Annotated in this window: 11 protein-coding genes and 4 pseudogenes; 8 read left to right on the top strand and 7 right to left on the bottom strand. The window is 67.7% G+C overall.

Annotation, left to right across the window (positions count from 1 at the left end):
- The first annotated feature begins 47 nt into the window (after window positions 1–47).
- Both ACWGI2_RS40595 and ACWGI2_RS40600 read left to right on the top strand, forming a co-directional pair.
- Window positions 48–1574 carry an amino acid permease gene (locus ACWGI2_RS40595; protein ID WP_453400561.1) on the top strand — a complete coding sequence of 509 codons (1527 nt, stop codon included), beginning with the start codon at window positions 48–50 and terminating at the stop codon, window positions 1572–1574.
- A gap of 127 nt (window positions 1575–1701) precedes the next feature.
- A complete protein-coding gene (locus tag ACWGI2_RS40600; RefSeq protein ID WP_453701006.1) occupies window positions 1702–2502 on the top strand; it encodes a GNAT family N-acetyltransferase in 801 nt (266 codons plus the stop codon).
- 395 nt (window positions 2503–2897) lie between these two features.
- Here the strand turns inward: ACWGI2_RS40600 and ACWGI2_RS40605 are convergent.
- A pseudogene (locus ACWGI2_RS40605) lies at window positions 2898–3035 on the bottom strand (transposase); the annotation flags it as partial.
- 153 nt (window positions 3036–3188) lie between these two features.
- On the opposite strand from ACWGI2_RS40605, the gene ACWGI2_RS40610 reads away from it, so the two are divergent.
- The 4 genes and pseudogenes from ACWGI2_RS40610 (at window position 3189) to ACWGI2_RS40625 (ending at window position 8354) form a co-directional block, all read left to right on the top strand.
- Window positions 3189–4064 (top strand): hypothetical protein, encoded by an 876-nt coding sequence (locus tag ACWGI2_RS40610; protein ID WP_453701007.1) that lies wholly within the window; start codon window positions 3189–3191, stop codon window positions 4062–4064.
- A gap of 914 nt (window positions 4065–4978) precedes the next feature.
- A complete protein-coding gene (locus tag ACWGI2_RS40615; protein WP_453701008.1) occupies window positions 4979–6481 on the top strand; it encodes a cellulase family glycosylhydrolase in 1503 nt (500 codons plus the stop codon).
- An 82-nt stretch (window positions 6482–6563) separates the two neighbouring features.
- A pseudogene (locus tag ACWGI2_RS40620) lies at window positions 6564–7149 on the top strand (winged helix-turn-helix domain-containing protein); the annotation flags it as partial.
- A gap of 397 nt (window positions 7150–7546) precedes the next feature.
- Window positions 7547–8354: pseudogene (locus ACWGI2_RS40625) on the top strand (IS5 family transposase).
- Between the two features lie 17 nt (window positions 8355–8371).
- Here ACWGI2_RS40625 and ACWGI2_RS40630 read toward each other — a convergent pair.
- Entirely contained in the window at window positions 8372–9112 is a 741-nt protein-coding gene (locus ACWGI2_RS40630) for a hypothetical protein (protein WP_453400513.1), read from the bottom strand.
- Window positions 9113–9202: 90 nt separating this feature from the next.
- A pseudogene (locus ACWGI2_RS40635) lies at window positions 9203–9442 on the bottom strand (hypothetical protein); the annotation flags it as partial.
- Between the two features lie 354 nt (window positions 9443–9796).
- On the opposite strand from ACWGI2_RS40635, the gene ACWGI2_RS40640 reads away from it, so the two are divergent.
- Complete coding sequence (locus tag ACWGI2_RS40640) at window positions 9797–10141, top strand: hypothetical protein (RefSeq protein ID WP_453701017.1); 345 nt, start codon at window positions 9797–9799, stop codon at window positions 10139–10141.
- Between the two features lie 210 nt (window positions 10142–10351).
- Here ACWGI2_RS40640 and ACWGI2_RS40645 read toward each other — a convergent pair whose 3' ends face one another.
- From ACWGI2_RS40645 to ACWGI2_RS40660, 4 genes are all read right to left on the bottom strand, one after another.
- Window positions 10352–10696, bottom strand: a complete 345-nt coding sequence (locus ACWGI2_RS40645) for a transposase family protein (RefSeq protein ID WP_453701010.1) — start codon at window positions 10694–10696, stop codon at window positions 10352–10354.
- Window positions 10697–10828: 132 nt separating this feature from the next.
- Complete coding sequence (locus ACWGI2_RS40650; protein WP_453701011.1) at window positions 10829–12451, bottom strand: ISL3 family transposase; 1623 nt, start codon at window positions 12449–12451, stop codon at window positions 10829–10831.
- Between the two features lie 64 nt (window positions 12452–12515).
- Window positions 12516–13016: a hypothetical protein gene (locus tag ACWGI2_RS40655; RefSeq protein ID WP_453701013.1), complete on the bottom strand. Its 501-nt coding sequence runs from the start codon at window positions 13014–13016 to the stop codon at window positions 12516–12518.
- Between the two features lie 150 nt (window positions 13017–13166).
- Entirely contained in the window at window positions 13167–14183 is a 1017-nt protein-coding gene (locus ACWGI2_RS40660) for an alpha/beta hydrolase (protein WP_453701014.1), read from the bottom strand.
- Window positions 14184–15464: 1281 nt separating this feature from the next.
- Here ACWGI2_RS40660 and ACWGI2_RS40665 point away from each other — a divergent pair.
- Complete coding sequence (locus ACWGI2_RS40665; RefSeq protein WP_453701019.1) at window positions 15465–15884, top strand: spore-associated protein A; 420 nt, start codon at window positions 15465–15467, stop codon at window positions 15882–15884.
- Window positions 15885–16711 lie beyond the last annotated feature (827 nt).

The following is a 16711-nucleotide window of genomic DNA, read 5'->3' on the forward strand; positions in this document are numbered from 1 at the left end:
CCACCCGCCTGCACCCCCACATTTCAGCCTTCCTGTGCGGAGAACCAATGACTTCGGTAAGAACACCGCGCCACCAGCTGAACCCGGTCGACGACGACGGGGAGGACGCGCGCATCCTCCAGTCGCTGGGCTACACCCAGCAACTGCACCGCCGGATGGGCGCTTTCGGCAATTTTTCGGCTTCCCTGTCGGTCATCTCGATCATGTCGGGGACCTTGCTGCTGTTCGGCTACGGCCTGAACTCGGGAGGCCCCGCGGTGATCATGTGGGGGTGGCTCGCCGTCGGGCCGCTGGTGTTGTGCCTGGCCGCGGCCCTGGCGGAGATCACCTCCCGCTACCCCACCAGCGGCGGCCTGTACTACATGGCTCGCCAGCTCGGAGGCGAGCGGTGGAGCTGGTACACCGGCTGGCTCAACCTCCTGGGCCTGCTCGGCGGAATCGCCGCCCAGGATTACGGCATCGCGACGTTCACCGCCGCGTGGATGAACCTGCAATTCGGCTACACGCCCACCCCGGGCTCCCTGCTGGCCCTGTACGCGGTCATCCTCGCGCTGCACGCGGTCCTGAACCTCTTCGGCACCCGGCTGATGAACATCTTGACGTCCGTGAGCGCGTGGTGGCACCTGGCGGGGGCCGTCGTCATCGTCGGCGCCCTGGCGTTCGTGCCCTCCCATCACCAGTCGGCCGGCTTCGTCTTCTCCGAGTTCACCAACAACACCGGCTGGAGTGCCCCGGTGTACGTGATCCTGCTCGGCATGCTCCTTCCGGTCTTCGCCCTGGCCGGCTACGACACCTCGGCCCACCTGAGCGAGGAGACCAACCATGCCTCCGTCGCCGCGGCCCGCGGGGTCTTCCGCTCGGTGGCGGTGTCCTGGATCGCCGGCGGCATCCTGCTGCTCACGCTGCTGTTCGCCATCCAGGACTACGCCGCGACCCTGTCAGGACCGACCGGTGTACCGGTGGCGCAGATCCTTCTGGACGCGTTGGGCATGGCGGCGGCCAAGTCCCTGCTGCTTGTGATCATCGTGGCCCAGTTCCTGTGCGGCTACACCGTGACCGCCAGCGCCAGCCGGATGATCTACGCCTTTGCCCGGGACGGCGCCTTGCCCGGATCGGGGCGCTGGAAGAAGGTCAGCCGCCGCACCGCCATCCCCGCCAACGCGGTCTGGCTCGCGGTCGCCGTGGCTTTCGTGCTCGCGCTGCCGTCCTTGTACTCCACAACGGCGTTCTCGGCGGTGACCGCCATCTCGGTCGTGGGATTCACCTCGGCCTACGCCATCCCGGTGCTGCTGCGATTGCTTCACCGCGACCGATTCACCCCAGGGCCCTGGCACTTGGGCCGCTGGAGCCGGCCGATCGGCTGGGTGGCGGTGGTGTGGGCGGCTGCGGTCACGGTGCTGTTCCTGCTGCCGCAGAGCAGCCCGATCACCGCCACCACCTTCAACTACACCCCCGTCGCTGTAGTGGTGGCCTTCCTCATAGCCGGCCTGTGGCGGCGCTTCGGACGCGACTCCTACCACGTGCCCCGCTCCAGTTCCCCCACTGAGGACAAACAGTTCGAAGGCATCATCTGATGGCAGCGACACCGCGTGGCGCACGTACAGTTCCCACCGGCCCGGAGGCGCCAGAGCCGCCCGCTCCCAACTCCGGGCCTCCACGACCTCAACAACCTCAACAACCTCAACAACCCATGGGAGTACGGTGACTGGCCTCACGGAGTCCATCGAATCGGCACAGCAGCTCACCGTGGCCTGGCGGGCCATGGTGCTCGACCGCGATGCGGACGCGGATGTGCGGGACCTCCCCGGCATCGCCGTCCGCTGGGCCGACTGCCGGTTTTCGTTCTACAACTGCATCACTCTGACCGACCGGGGAGCAGGAGCCGATCGCGTCGCACAACGCCTGAGCCAGGCGGCGGACATCATGCGCGCGAAGCAGCACCCGGGCTTCCTGTGGCTCTTCGAGGACCTCCTCGACGACGAGGCGCGCACCGCGCTGGCCACGGCGGCCGAGCAGGCCGGCCTGCAGTACGCCTTCCCGGGCAGGGGCATGGCCGGAGACCTGCTGCCCATCCCCGACCCGGTCCACCCCGACCTGACGTTCGTACGTGTGCGCACCGACGAGCACCTGCGGGCCTACGCCGACCTCCAATCACGCGCCTACGGGTTCCCCCTGGAGGAAGGCCGCGACGGCCTGGTCGGATCCGCGCACTGGAAGAGCGAGATGTACGCCTACCTGGCCGTGCGAGGCGACGTTCCGGTGGCGTGCGCCGCGACGGTCGAAGCGCAAGGGCGCCTCTTCGTCGCCTTCGTCGCCACCGACCCGCAGTGGCAGCGCAGGGGCTATGGCGAGGCTGTCACGCGCAAGGTGCTGCACGAGGGCGCCCGAGCCACCGGGCTGACCCGCGCCACTTTGCACGCGACCGTGGCAGGGGCCCCTGTATACCCGCGTATCGGTTTCACGCCGAACTCACCCATCCACTTCTACAACTTGAAGGACTGAGCCGACGAGGTAGGGCTCACGTTTACGAGGCCGGCCCCAGGGCGGCGGGCCGCCAGCCTCGTCCCGGATACCTCGGTGGAGGACTGGAAGGCAGTGCTTGATCTCGTTCGGTCGCAGGGGTGGTCGTGCGAGTACTCCGAGGACGGTGGTTCCGGTCCGGCTGCCGAGAGCTGCGGAGATGCTGATTCGACGTTGATCTGCGGGAGTTGCAGGGTCAGGACGGCGTGGATGTGCTGTGCCGTCTGCTGCGGGCAACCGGGCGCCGGCTCGGCAAGCCGGTGTTGCTGAGCCCGGAGTCTGATCCGCTCCGCCCGGTTCTCGGCTTCGACGACGAGCCGACGTCCTCTTCGCCAAGCACCGCACAGCAGCTTCTACGAGCCGCAGCCAGTGGCGGTCACCTGAGGCGGGAGGGTGGTTCTCCGCGGACCGAGGAGCCCGAGCTGCGGGTGGTCGGCGAGGCCGGCGAGACCGGCGTATGAGGCGAGGTGGGCAGCCCTCGGGAAACTGCTGCCGTCGCCGACGGGGATGAGGATGCCGATCAATTCGGCCTGCGTCGGCCGGCCGCCCCGAACGCAGCCCAGCTAGTTCGTATCCGCAGGTCAGAGAGGTGCAGTGGCGTTCAGATTGCCGCCCCTGTGGTTCAGTGCCGTACTGGAAGTAACCAGGAAAATCGCAGGAGAGACGTCATGGGAATCCTCGACTGGCTTTTCGGCAAGCGCAACGTGGTTGGCAAGTCAAACTCCGACCAAGTGCCCGGGGTCTACGGCGGGAACGACGTTGATGGCGTTGGTGTAGCGGGTGAAACAAACGGCAGAGGCGACGGAGTTTTTGGCCAGAGTGCCACGGGCAATGGCATGACCGGAAGAGCGTGGACTTTCGGCAACGTCGGGGTCTGGGGTTTTTACTCCGACGGCGCGGACCGTCCTCAAAGGGGGGCAACTTTCACAACTGAGGTCACCGCGGGTGTGTGGGGAACAACAGCCAATGAGGGAGTCGTGCCCAAGGACCCCGGTTCTGAGCATCACTTCAGAACCGCCTCCGGCGTCGTAGGGCAGGCATCGCTGCCGGGAGCCGGGTATGGATACGGAGTCCTCGGGATGGGGTACAGGGACGAGGGTGTCGTCGGCTGGAGCAAGTATGCAGCCGGCGGCAGGTTCCAAGCCGCCACGATTGGCATCATCGCGACGTCCACGCAAGGCCCCGGCGGCAAGCTCGAAGGCTCTGTCGGCGCAGAGTGCGCGGGCAAGAAAGGTCCGGGCATCGTCGCGAAGTCCACCGACAGCTATGGCGGCCAGTTCGAGTCCGCAGAGAACGGACAGATCCGACTCGTACCCCGAGCAGTTGAATTCGGAACAGGAGGGCAAGGGGCTCCCTACCCGAAGCTGCCAGTAACCGGACAGTCCGGCGAGATGATGACAGTCACCCACGAGAACGGCCAGTGCAGCCTCTGGCTGTGCGTCCGGTCCTTCAAGCTTACGCAGACTAGTGGCGGGACACCCATCCCGATCGCGGCGGCTTGGGCACAGGTGCAGCTGGGCGCTGCGATAAGTGGCGAGGGATGACAGATGACAGCCCCCAACTGAGGCGCGAGTCTCGCCGATCCCGAGAGTCGGAGAGCGCCACGGCACACCTGGGTCGCTCCCTGAACACGCTGAGCCGTGGGCAGATCTGGCCGCCTGTCGGCCGGCCCCGGCGCTCTGATCGAGCCGCATCAAGTGGGGATGGCGAGTCGGTAGGCGCGTCGCGCCCCGCAGCGAACGCATCGCCAGTGCCACGGACAGCCGCGTCTCGGGCCGGGCGTCGGGTGACGGTCGGGTCATGTTTCGGCCCGGGATGGATCGCGCAGCGGACGCAGGCCGCCGGGCATCTCGGGGAGTGGAAACGAGTACCGGCCGAGCCTTGACGCGGTGGCGCACGGATGGGAGAGGCGGACGATGTCCTGCTCGCGGACATCGAAGCCCTCGTTCCCCCCCCGGGGCGCCCGGCAGCTGGGTTGTTCGTCGGCGATGCGTGCGTCGTTGGTCTGGTGGCCGTGGTGTGGGGGATGACCCGTCCTGCGGCGGAAGTGCAGCATGGCCCGCCCACTCCGGGCACCGGGCAGCACCCTGGCGACTGGCCGGGCACGGTTCCTCCTCCGCCGACCACCGGGCCGTAGTCGGCCCGGGGAAGCCCTCGGATACCGCTTTGGTGGCCGAGGGCTTCACCAGACGGCAGGCTCACCCCGCTGGCCATGCACGTGAGTTGCTGCGAGGTCCTTCGACAGCGGCGAGCGAGGCTTCTTGCGTCCAGTTCCAGCGCTGTCTGGTGGACCGGTTGGCGGGGGAGAGCGCGATGGCACTCTGACCGAGGCGGTGGGAGATTCCCGGCCGCCCGCGTCGTCGGTTCGCTGGTCTGTGCAAGCGGTTCCTGATACGTACGGTGCGTGCCGAACGGCACACGTACGTGACCGCGCGTCCCCGAGTGCCGGAGGTCCGTCATGGGCAAGCGCTTCACGCGGCAGCACCTCGGCCTGGTGGCCCTGATCGTCGCCGCTCTGCTCGGTGGGGGCCTGGTTCCGGCCGCTTCGGGGGGAGCGGACAGTGGGCGCACCGGCACCGATTCCGGCGCCGTCACGGGCGCTACTTCCGCCAGCGGGTCCGCAACCGCCCCCGCCGCCGCAGGTATACCCCGCCTCACCGACGCCCGCGGACGCACACTCACCCTGCGCGGCTGGAACGTCGAGGACAAGATCCACCGCGGGCCGGACGCCCTCAGCGCGATCACCGAGCGGCACTTCGCCGACTTGCGGGCCCACGGCTTCAACTTCGCCCGCCTGCTGGTCTTCTGGGACGACCTGGAGCCGCGGCGCGGGCGCTACAGCGAGTCGTACCTGCGCAAGATCCGGCGCATCCTCGACTGGGCGCACGAGCACGGTGTCCACGTCGTCATCGACGCCCATCAGGATGTGTTCGGGCCCGCGTTCGGCCACCGCGGGACCCCGGCGTGGGCGACGCGGACCGACGGTCTGCCGTTCACCCCGCACCCCGACGACTGGTTCGCCGAGTACTTCGAACCCGCCGTCCAGCGCGCCTTTACCCATCTCTACGAGGACGTGGACCTGCGGCGCGCGCAGGCCCGCATGTGGCGCCTGCTGGCGGACCGCTTCGGTGGGCACCCCGCGGTGTTCGGCTACGACCTGATCAACGAGCCGATGGGGGAGCTGCGCGCGGGCGAGGACCTGGCCAGTGCCGCACGCCGCATCGAGGCGACGCAGCTCACCCCGATGTACCGCCGCCTCGCCGCCGCCATCCGCACCCGGGACCGCTCCAACCACCTGTTCATCGAGCCGACCCCGATCGTCGGCGAAGGCGTGCCCACCGGCCTGGGCCGTGTCCCCGACGAACGCCTCGTCTACGCCCCGCACTTCTACAACACCGCGATGGAGGCGGGCGCCGACTACGACCCGGCGGCCGGGTGGATCACGGCGTACGAGAACGCCGTCACCGCGTACCCGCGCGAGCACTCGGTTCCCGTCGTGGTGGGCGAGTGGGGCCCGCTGAACAGCGGTCTGCCGAACATGCGCCGCTTCCACGACGACGCGCTCGCCTCCTTCACCCGCTACTCCTCGGGCTGGGCGGCCTACGTCTGGTGCTACGGCGGCGGCTACTGCGCCCTCGACCGCGACGGCCGCTTCCGTACGAACAAGGAGCGCACCGCCACGCCGTACGCCCCGGCGGTCGCGGGCACCGTGCGCGCCGACGCCCACGACCCGGCCCGCTCGACGTACCGCCTCGCCTACCGGTCGACTCGCCGCCCCGGCACCACCGTGCTGTCCCTGCCGCCGAGCACCACCGGCTGGCGGCTCGAGGTGTCGGGCCGCACGGCACACCCCAGCGCCCGAAGTGTGCCGCCCGGGCAGGTACGACAGGTGCGCGTGTGGGCGTCCGACGGAACGGAGGTGGAGGTGACGGTGCGGCCGGGCTCCGGACGCCGGGGCTGAGACCCGGGGGCGTCCTACTGATCTGTTCGGGATGTTGTCGGGAGGGGGGGACGGGTGGTGCTCCCTGCGGTAGGCCGGTGGTATGCGGCACGCGCAGGGCGGCGGGCTGACCGCCGAGCGACGGAGCTTGCGGGAACAGATCCGGTTCGAGGCCGGTAAACGATTCGCGCGGGGTGAGAAGAACGCGGCGATCGCGAAGGAACTGCGGGTCAGTGAGCGGTCGGCGGGGCCGCCGAAGCTGCCCAGACTGAGCGGTGACCGATTCGCCGAACTGGAAGCGGAGTTGGCCCGGGGGCCGGCCGTGCACGGCTGGGAAGACCAGCGCTCGACCTGGCCCGCATCCGGGCACTGATCCTCTGGAAGTTCGCTCGGGAGGTCTCGTCGGCGGCGGTGTGGCGGTTGTTGCACCGGCACGGCTGGTCCTGGCAGTCGCTCGCCCGCCGGGCCGTGGAACGCGACGAGCACGCGGTGGAGTTGTGGAAGAAGGACGTGTGGCCGCAGGCGGAATGGTTGTGGCGGCGCTGGGCGCCTTTGTCGTCTTCGAGGACGCGGCGGGCTTCGGGATGACTGCCTCGCGGGCCCGTGCCTGGGGTCGGCGCGGGCAGACGCCGGTGGTGCGGGTGCGCGGCCGGTCCTGGCGCCGCTACCCGATCGCGGCCCTGTGCTGCTAGAGGGCGTCTGAAAAGCCGGTCAGCGGGTAAGTTCCCTGGTAGCGGGGCGGTGGCGCACTTTCAGGGGCTGGGGTGTGCGGGCTGCGTTCCCGTTACTCGACTGATCTGTCCGATCCGGAATGGGAGATCCTCTGTCCACTGGTTCCGGCGGTCAAGCCCGGTGGTCGGCCGGCGATACACATGCGGCGGGAGATTCTGAACGCGTTGGCGTACTGGCTGCGCAGCGAGACACACACGCGCCTGATCGGTCGACGTCCTCGCCGTCGTGGCTGGCTGTCGTTGGCTGACGCACAGATGAACCTGTATCCAACTCTGAGCAGACGTCATCGGTAACCCACTTACTGGCTCTAACAAAAGCGGTTGATCATGGGACTGTGGGCTCGTTGGTCTGATTATGGCGAACCGTCAGCCGCGACCATGGATCGTGTGGGCGAACTGTGGTCGCTCATCGAGCCGTTACTGCCCAAGCCCGCTCCTAAGCAGGTCGAGGGCAGACCGCGGGTGCCGGACCGGCAAGCTCTGTGCGGGATCCTCTTCGTCCTGCACACCGGCATCCAGTGGGAGTACCTGCCCCAGGAGCTGGGCTTCGGGTCGGGAATGACCTGCTGGCGGCGTCTGGCCGCCTGGAACGAGGCCGGCGTCTGGGACCAACTCCACGTCGTCCTGCTGGAGAAGCTGCGCTCGAAGAACCAGCTCGACTGGTCGCGGGCGGCGATCGACTCCTCCCACGTCCGGGCCGCTCGCAGGGGCCCAAAAGCGGACCCAGCCCGGTCGACCGCGCACGGCCGGGCAGCAAGCACCACCTCATCGTCGACGGCCAGGGCATCCCGCTCGCGGTCTCGCTGACCGGCGGAAGCCGCAACGACGTCACCCAGTTGCTGCCGCTACTCGACAAGATCCCTCCGGTTGCTGGCGCCGTCGGCAGACCACGGCGGAAACCCGACGCGCTCCTGGCAGACCGTGGCTACGACCACGACAAATCCCGATGCCTGCTCTGGCAGCGCGGGATTCGACCGGTGATCGCGGAGCGGGGCCAGCCACACGGCACCGGCCTGGGCATCTTCCGCTATGTCGTCGAGCGCACGATCTCCTGGCTGCACGGCTTCCGTCGTCTACGGATCCGCTGGGAACGACGCGATGACATTCACGAAGCATTCCTCGGCCTGCCTTCAGCCGGCTGCAGGGCTGGTCTGCAAGAGTGATCTCCGATGCGTTCTCATCAGCCGTTGCGCCCCTGGGATCGGTAATAGGGCCTCTCAAGGCTTCTAAGGGGGAACCGGACCCGATCCGGGTCCAGGAAGTCTATGAGTTCGGCGAGTTGAGATTCCAGTTCTTTGAGTCGGCTAGTGCCTCTCTCGGGGTGGTTGGCTAAGTCAATGATCGATTGCCTCAGCGGAGCGAACCACTCTTGGAATTGTTGGTCGCTTTCCAGGAGAGCAGTGAACTGGGCAAACCCGAGGCATCTAGACGTCCGGCCTTCAGTAGCAGTGTCCGGCGCGATCATCAGTTCGCCGATGGCCCGCTGATACCCATAGAGAACCCGCAGGGGTGGATCAAGGTCCCGCGCGAACAACACCTGGCGGATGAGGCTCAGGTGCTCCACCAGGCGCTGGTTGCGATGCCGATCGCCAAGATCTATGAAGCTCACCGACCTCCGAAGGATCTCTACCCACCCGAGATACTCAGCCACAACAAACATCGTGTGTCGCAGGGCGTATGCGGCACGAGCCTCGTCGGATTCCATGAAGCGACCGAGGAAGCCGTCTTCCATGATGGAAACCAGGCGGCTGCGTAGGTCATGTACGGACCATAGCAACGGATCGCGGTAGCCGGCCATCACGTCCCGGGTACGGTCACGCCGCGTCCGAGAATTGAGCCAGTAATTCAAAGGAACGGCTAAGACCGCGACCAACAATGCAGTCATCCCAGAAACAACGGCAACACTGATCGACGACTCCACGCTTCTCCCTGGCGTGCCCGATAACACCCGGCAGCGTCGTCCTCGGTATGCCCGTATGGCAGATCGTCACACACTCGGTCCCCCGGCAGGTAGCGGCAGTGCGCGGCGGGCGACCTTGGTGGAGCCGTCCTTGTTGAGCCGGAGTGCGCGGCCGATGTTCTGCACGATCTCCACCTGTGAGCCGCGGGTGTCGGCGAAGCAGGCGGCCTCGACTTCCCGTTCGCCGGTGATGTCCACGCCTTCCCCGAGCACGCGAACGCTGGCGAGGAAGGCGCGGTGCACGCGCCGGTTGTTGGCGTCGATGCTGTTGGCGAACTGCCGCAGGACCTCGCAGGGGCAGGAGGTGTTGGTGGTCTAGGGGGGGGCAAGAGGCGCGGGGTCTACGGGAGAACACCCCTCGACCTCGCGCCTCTTGCGGTGGTGTCGCGTCAGTGACGCGGACAGGACATGCCGACGCCGGCACTGAGTCCGACGAAGGGCGGCAACCCGGCTCGAAGCAAGGGGGCCGGCATGGTGCGGGCCTTCTCCGCGCCGCACTACGCTGGCTCCCACGGCCCGCCGCCGATCCGGGTTCCTGATCGGCTCCCAGCTCGTCGGCCCACAACTCTTCAGCCCGTTGCTCATCGGCCCAGTGGGCTCGTTCCGACTTCGCCGACACGACGCACAGGAAAGCGACACACGATGATGTACGACCAGGCACGTGCTCAGCAGCCGCCGGACAAGGTTCGGGGTTCCACTCAACGCCGCGCTCTGGGCCCGGAGTCGCTGCTTCCGGCGGACGAACGGGACCGGCTCGCCCTGCGACTCCAGGAGGCCCTCAATAACTTCGCCGACAGCTCGCTCGAGGCGCTGGAAGAGGCTGAGGGCATCTTCGATGAAGCCGCCGCCCATCTCGCGAGCTCTCTCGCGGAGCGACGGCGCGCTCTCCACGACGGCTGGCAGGACCATGACGCCGAAACACAGGCGGATGAACTCCGGCATGCGATGAGGCAGTACCGAGAGATCACACAGCGGCTGCTGCGCATCTGAGCAGGGGGCGCGCTTCGTCGCCGAGCGGTCAAGTGGCCCTGCGGGAGGGGCTATCGGTCGGCATCGGTGTATCCGCGCCCCTTGCCGGGGCTATGTTGTGAGGCGAGGCCCCTGTCGTCGGCAGCGATGATCCATTCCGCCTGGGAGTTGCCACTCCCATGATCGTCTTACTCGCCATCCTTGTTGTTGCTCTGTTCGGTCTCGGCTTCCTCAATGCCATGAAATGGGTGGCCGCAGCCGTGCTGATCTTCGCAGTTGTGCACTACGGTTGTGGCGGTCTGGGGGCACGAGGCCGAGGTGGTGCAGCCAGCCTGTCAGTCCGGTGCTGGAGCGGCGGTGCCGCTCGGACAGGCCCGGCACCTGCTCGACGAACGTCTTGCGGGAACAGCTCTTCCGATCACAGAAGTACCGGCGGATCCTCAGCCGGATTATGACCCGTCGCAGCCCTAACGGCCTTTCGTTCGGGGCTCGTTGATGCGTGCTGTGTATGCGCCTCGCCTGTTTCCGGCAGTCCGGGCACCGGCCTGGGCGAGCGGTGGACACGGCCTCCACCACGAGGACGTCGGAGGAGTCGCTGACTCCACTCGCACATCGATCCCGGGAAACGGCACGGCCTCGCGTCTTGCTTGCTATGCCGGGACATACTCTGCCGAAACGATCCGTCGCTCACCTTCCTGACCTGGGGATTCACGGAACTGCGGACAGAGCCAAAATCAAGGCTCTGGTCGGAATCTCGTGACGGTCACGATCGCAGGAGAACCCGGGTGCGGAGGAGTTGGAATGAACCGCGGCCGTACATCTGCCGCTTGATCGTCTTAAACGGTTGATGTGGCCTTCCACTACGCCGGAGCTGTATGTGAGGGTCATTCCGGCGGTGACCGCGTCGAGGTCCTGGCGGAGGAACCCGGCGAAGCTGCGCATCGGGGCCGGAGCGTCCTGTTCGGCCTGGCGGATCCAGTCCATCAGTAGTTGTCCGCGCTGGTGGCGGACGAGGTCGGCGAAGTTTCGGGCCAGGTCGCAGGCTCGGGTGATGTCTGGGCAGGCGAGGCGGGCTTGGAGAAGTTGCTCATCCTGGTGGTCCGTGAGGGCCTCGCGGGGCCGCATGATCCAGCCGGTGATCTTGTGCGGGCTGGGGATGTCGGTGCGGACAGGTTCAGCATTGCCAGCTCGGAGGGCGGCGAGGTGTTTGCGAACGACTTGGCGGCTGCCGCGGTAGCCGCGTTCGCGGACTTCGAGGAACAGCCGACTACCGCTGACTTGGCCCAGAGACTCGGTGAACCGCTGGTTGATGTACGGCTTGAAGGGCTCCAGCACGCCAGCTGGGCGCCGAACATGAGCCGTGGCGAGGAGCTGGTCGAGATCGGTGTCGCGGAAGCGGCGGACCGTCTTGCGGTCGAGGTGCAGGCGCCGGGCGATGGCGCTGATCGTCCAGCCTGCGTCCACGAGCCGGAGGATGTCCTCGTGACGGTGCCGGGTCCGTTCGATGATCTGGGTGCGGGGTAGTTCAAGCGGCGGCAGTTCGATGAGCGGAGGCTGCGGCGGTATCTGGAGGGTCTCGGCGTCGGCACGTTTACGCAGGCAGGAACGGTGCTGGTGGCAGGTCTCCTCCACCGCGGAGGCCAGGTTCTGGAGCAGATGCCAGCGGTCAGCCACCTCCCTGGCATGCGGCGGTGCTTCCTTGACCGCACGGCTGTAACCGCTGTCCCGGTCGCGGCACACGATCTCGGCCCCGGGGTGCACCTTCAGCCAGGCCGCGAGGGTCTCGCTGGTGCGGTCCGGCAGCACGTCGATCACAGTGGAGGACTCCACGTCGATGAGCACGGTTCCGTAAGTCCGAGACCGCCTGAAGGCGAAGTCGTCGACGCCGAGTACACGTGGTGCCTGGTCCGGAACCGGCGGCGCGTGCAGCAGACCCAGCAGTCGCCCACGGCTGGTCGGCATGGCGAAGCCGCCGCACAGGCGGACACCCGGACGGCCTCCCACGGCCAGCGCGACCGACCGCCACCACCTCTTCACCCCCGGACCGGCGCGGGCGAACCTGGTGGTCAGGTCCTCAACCTGCTCGACGAACGTGCGTCGCGGGCAGTCGGCGTTCTCGCAGAAGAAGCGCCGCACCGTTAGCCGAATCACCGTCCGGCGGCCACCGGTCGGATACATGGCGAGCCGTCGTTCGTAGCAGCTGTGCACGCGATGGGACAGAGCCGAGCAGTCGGGACAGGCCAACTCTCCTACCACGCAGTGTGCTTGGACCTCGATCAGCGCATCCATCTCGGCGATGCCGTCCAGCACCAGCCCGACCACCTGCGACACCAGGAGCTTCCTGAGAGCCGATAATTCCCGCATGACCAGGGCATTCCCGCCCTGGTCATGATCGCTACGAACGAGGGATCGGATCATTCCCGGCGCCCGATGCCAGCCGACGGGCTTCGGCCGTGACCTCGGCATCGATCTGGGCCGGCGTCCGGTCCCCGTATTCGAGGATGTCGTACTCGTCGTCGAGCTCGGCGAGGCGCTCAGCCAGCGGCAGTTGGTGGCCAAACCGCTGGTGGATGCGCAATGCAAGCTCTCGCGGTGTCAGCCTGCCCGCCAGCATCTGGTCCGCGAGCGCCCGCACGGCGGCTTCCCGCCCAGCCTCGCTGTCGCGCGGGTAGAACGTGAGACCAAGCTCGTCGAGGGCAGCGGGCAGGAGATCGGGCACGTCGTACTCCGCCTCGCCGCGCGTGCACGCGGCCAGGATACGGAGCGCCGGACTGTCGAGCCCGGCAACGAGTGCCTCGCAGGCAGCGCCGACGACATCGGTCGCACGGGCCTCGCCGATACTCCAGAGAACAGCGAGATCCTGCAGGTCACGGGCTGAAGCTTCGATCGACGACACCCGCACATGATCCCCTGCACTGGGTGATTCAGTCGAACGTGTTTCGCTAGCAGCCACGGGGCGCTTCCCGGCGATCGTGACCGTCACGAGATCCCGACCAGAGCCAATTTCAGGAATCCTCATCAGTTGTCGGCGCTTGGATGGGGAGGGTCACCGGGCTGCGCCGGGATGTCCCAGGGGCGTGGCGGTCAGGTCTTCGGTGGGGGAGTGTGTGTGGAGTGCGGTGGCCAGGTAGGTCGTGGCCTGACGGATGGCTTTCTCGGCTGCGTGAGTGGGGCGCAAGGCGTTGAGCACGACGAAGTCGTGGATGATGCCGGTGTAGCGGACGGCACGGACGGGGACGCCCGCGGTGCGGAGTTTGGCGGCGTAGGCTTCACCTTCGTCGCGCAGGACGTCTGCCTCCGCGGTGATGATGAGTGCGGGCGGCAGGCCGGTGAGCTGCCCGGTAGTGGCCCGCAGGGGTGAAGCAGTGATCTGCGCCCGCTCGGTCTCGTCGGTGGTGTACTGGTTCCAGAACCATTGCATGGCGTCGCGGCGCAGGCCGAACCCCTCAGCGAACCGGTGGTAGGACGGGGTGTCGAAGGCCGCATCGGTGACCGGGTAGAAGAGCACCTGGGCCGTGAGGGTGAGGCTGCCGCGCTGCTTGGTCATCAGGGTGAGGGCCGCTGCCATGTTGGCGCCGGCGGAGTCGCCCGCGACCGCGATCCGGGCCGGGTCGAGGTTCTGTGAGGCGCCGTCGGTGGTGATCCACCGGGCAGCGGTGTAGCTCTGTTCGAGGGCGACCGGGTAGCGGTGCTCGGGGGCGGGGCTGTACTCCGGGAAGACGACGGCGGCCCGCGCACCGGTGGCGAGTTCGCGCACCAGTCGGTCATGGGTGCGGGCGTTGCCGAAGACCCAGCCGCCGCCATGTAGGTAGAGGATCACGGGCAGGCGCCCGGTGGCCCGGGCAGGGCGGACGATACGAAGGTCCACCGATCCGGTGGGGCCGCCCCTGACGGTGATCCAATCCTCGTCGACTGCTGGCTTTGCGATGGGTGTGGCTTGATTCTCCTCCATGGTCTTGCGGCCCTGGGCCAGGGGCATCTGGAAGCAGAACGGCGGGTCCGCATCGGCGAGGAACGCCTGGGCCTGCGGTTCTAGGATGGGCCGGGCGGGCCAGTCGGTCATGGCCGGGCTTCCTTGACCGGGGCGGGTGCGGCCTGCCCCTCGTGTGACGGGGATGCCTGCCCGGAGGCCGGGCAGGACGGCATCAGGCTGATGTAGCTGGTCGTTGACGACCAGGCCCGGCTCGCGAAGGTGCTCCTGATGGATCTCACGGCCTGACAGATTCCCTCCGGGAACAGGGAGTTCGTCATGGCCGGGAAAGTCACTCGGTCGTGGCCGCCACGCGAGGTCGGCGACCTACCCGGTCAGGGCGCCTCGACGAGCACGTCGGGGGGGCAGGCGACCACGAATAGCAGGTGACAGGCACGTATTCGAACCCTGCGGTGTGCCCCATAGTCCGTCGTCCTCCAGCACGGTTCACCATGGACGCCCGCGAGTTCCAGGTCGTCGACCTGGGAGCCGCGGTCACTTTTCCGGGCGCCTACGCACAGCGGAAGACACGCACGGTCTACGGCCCGCCATCACGACAATCCGTGGCGGTCTCGCGGTCTCGCGGTCCCGCCGGTTCCGGTAGCGACCGCAGGTCCTCTGCGCTGGGGGAGTGGGCCCAGGAGGGGTTCGCGTCGGTCAGGCCGCGGCATGTGGTGATTCTGGCGCGGGCGGCGGCTCCAGGATGTCGAAGACCAGGTGTAGTCATGGATGGTTGAGCAGACGGAGGATTACGGGGCGGGTGCAGATCAGGCGCAGGAGCAGGTCACTGGATTGACCGTCCGCTACGCGAGACGCACACCGTTGTCGCAGCGGTTGCTCGAAGCTCGACGCCGTGCACGCGCTCTACGACAAGGGCGTGGCCATCCAGGTCACCGCCCCCACGCTCGGTCTGGACCGAAAGGCCGAGCGCGCCGCTGCGCACATGTCGGCGCACCGGGCCGTCTCTTCCATCCGCCACAACGAGTCCGCGCGCTCCTGCAAACTCACGCAGCCCACCTCAAAAGGCGGTGGGCCGTGGGCTGCACGGACAGCAGCTGGCTCTTCCGAGAGTTGCAGCAATGCGGGTCCCCCGCGAGTCGCGGCCGGGTGGAGTACGCCGATCAGTGGGCCTGGCTTTGGCGGAAGGCGGCGCCGGCCCGCCGTCCGGTGTGGCGGTGGGGGCCGCTGCGCGCCCTGGTGCCCGGGCGTACCGGTGCCGGGGGTGCGGAGTGCGGGGATGCAACTGGCGCGGGCTTCGGCTGTGTCTTTGCAGGCAAGACCGCCATCGGGGGAGTCGTCGGCAGGGCATGACGGTGCTTCAGGCGGTGCGCTGGGCAACAGTTTCGAGGAGGGTGCATGGAACACAGGGGATACATCCGAATGGCGGGGGCTGCCGTGGCGCTGGCAGCAGGGGGCGTCATGGTCATGGCCACCGGGGCGGCAGCGGCCCCGCCCACAGCCGCGGCCGCGTACAACAAGGCGTGCGGCACCGGCTACAAAGTCGTGAACCAGATCAATATCGGGAAGGCGGGGACGTCCTATCTGACCTATAACTCCGCGACGGGTAAGAACTGTGCTGTGACCATCCGCAAGACAGCGGGTCCTGCCGTCCATATGTACGTCTGGGTCCAGCGGGACGACACCAGAGACTACGCCGATGATGATGGCTACTACCGGTCGTACGCGGGGCCGGTCTACCTTGACGCCAGAGGCTACTGCGTTTCCTGGGGCGGCGTGATCGCCGGTGAGTCAGCCGGCAGGAATGGCACCAACTGCGGCCAGATCACCCGGTGACTGTGCAGGGCCCGGCAGTGGGCGCATGCGACCGCGATGCTGCCGATTGCCGCCTCGGTCGGCGTCGGCACCATGGCGCTGTCGGGCGAGGAGGGCGCTTACGGTGTTACCGCCGGTCTCGGGCGGGTCACTGCGGTGGCGTGGACGAGACGGTTGACCACATAGAGCGACGGCGGGGAGCGTGTCGTGGAGGCAGGCTTCGACGAGATCGCGCCCAAGACCTGGCCACCGCGACGCTACCTGATGGAACACGGAACAACGACGGCGCCCGCCCAGGGGGTGTGCCCCGAGGCGGGCGCCGTATTCGTGTCTGCGGCGGCTATGGCGCCCCGGGGCCGCACCACGGGCCGCAGGGACATCCAGAGGTGGCCCGCCGTCCAGACCGGTAGCAGGTCATGGGCGTAGGTGGAGTCCGCCCTGACCCTGGATCCAACAGCTCAACGCGCTCCCGAGCCCCGGCTGACCAGCAGCGTCCTGTCCCGACGAACAGCACCACCTGACCGGAACTGGGGAACCCGGCGTCCACCCGACGCGACAGCCGGGGCATCGGCATGCCCGTCATCACGCCAACAAGCCAAAACGGCCCACCAGTTGAACTGGCGAGCCGTCATGAAAGATCGAGGTTAACGACCTCGTGCACAGTAAGCCGTGGCTTGGTGCCCGGGCGGCTCGTTGAACTGTTCATGATGGGGGTCGGGGCACGTGAGTTGATCGTTGCGGAGTATCGGGTCGCCGGGCTGTCGCCGGATGTGATCGCTGAACTTGTCGCCGAGGTAGGGCCGTTGTGGCACGAGCAGCATCAGGCTCGGCTCACCGCTCGTCAGCGC

This window comes from Streptomyces sp. NPDC054866, assembly GCF_053610745.1.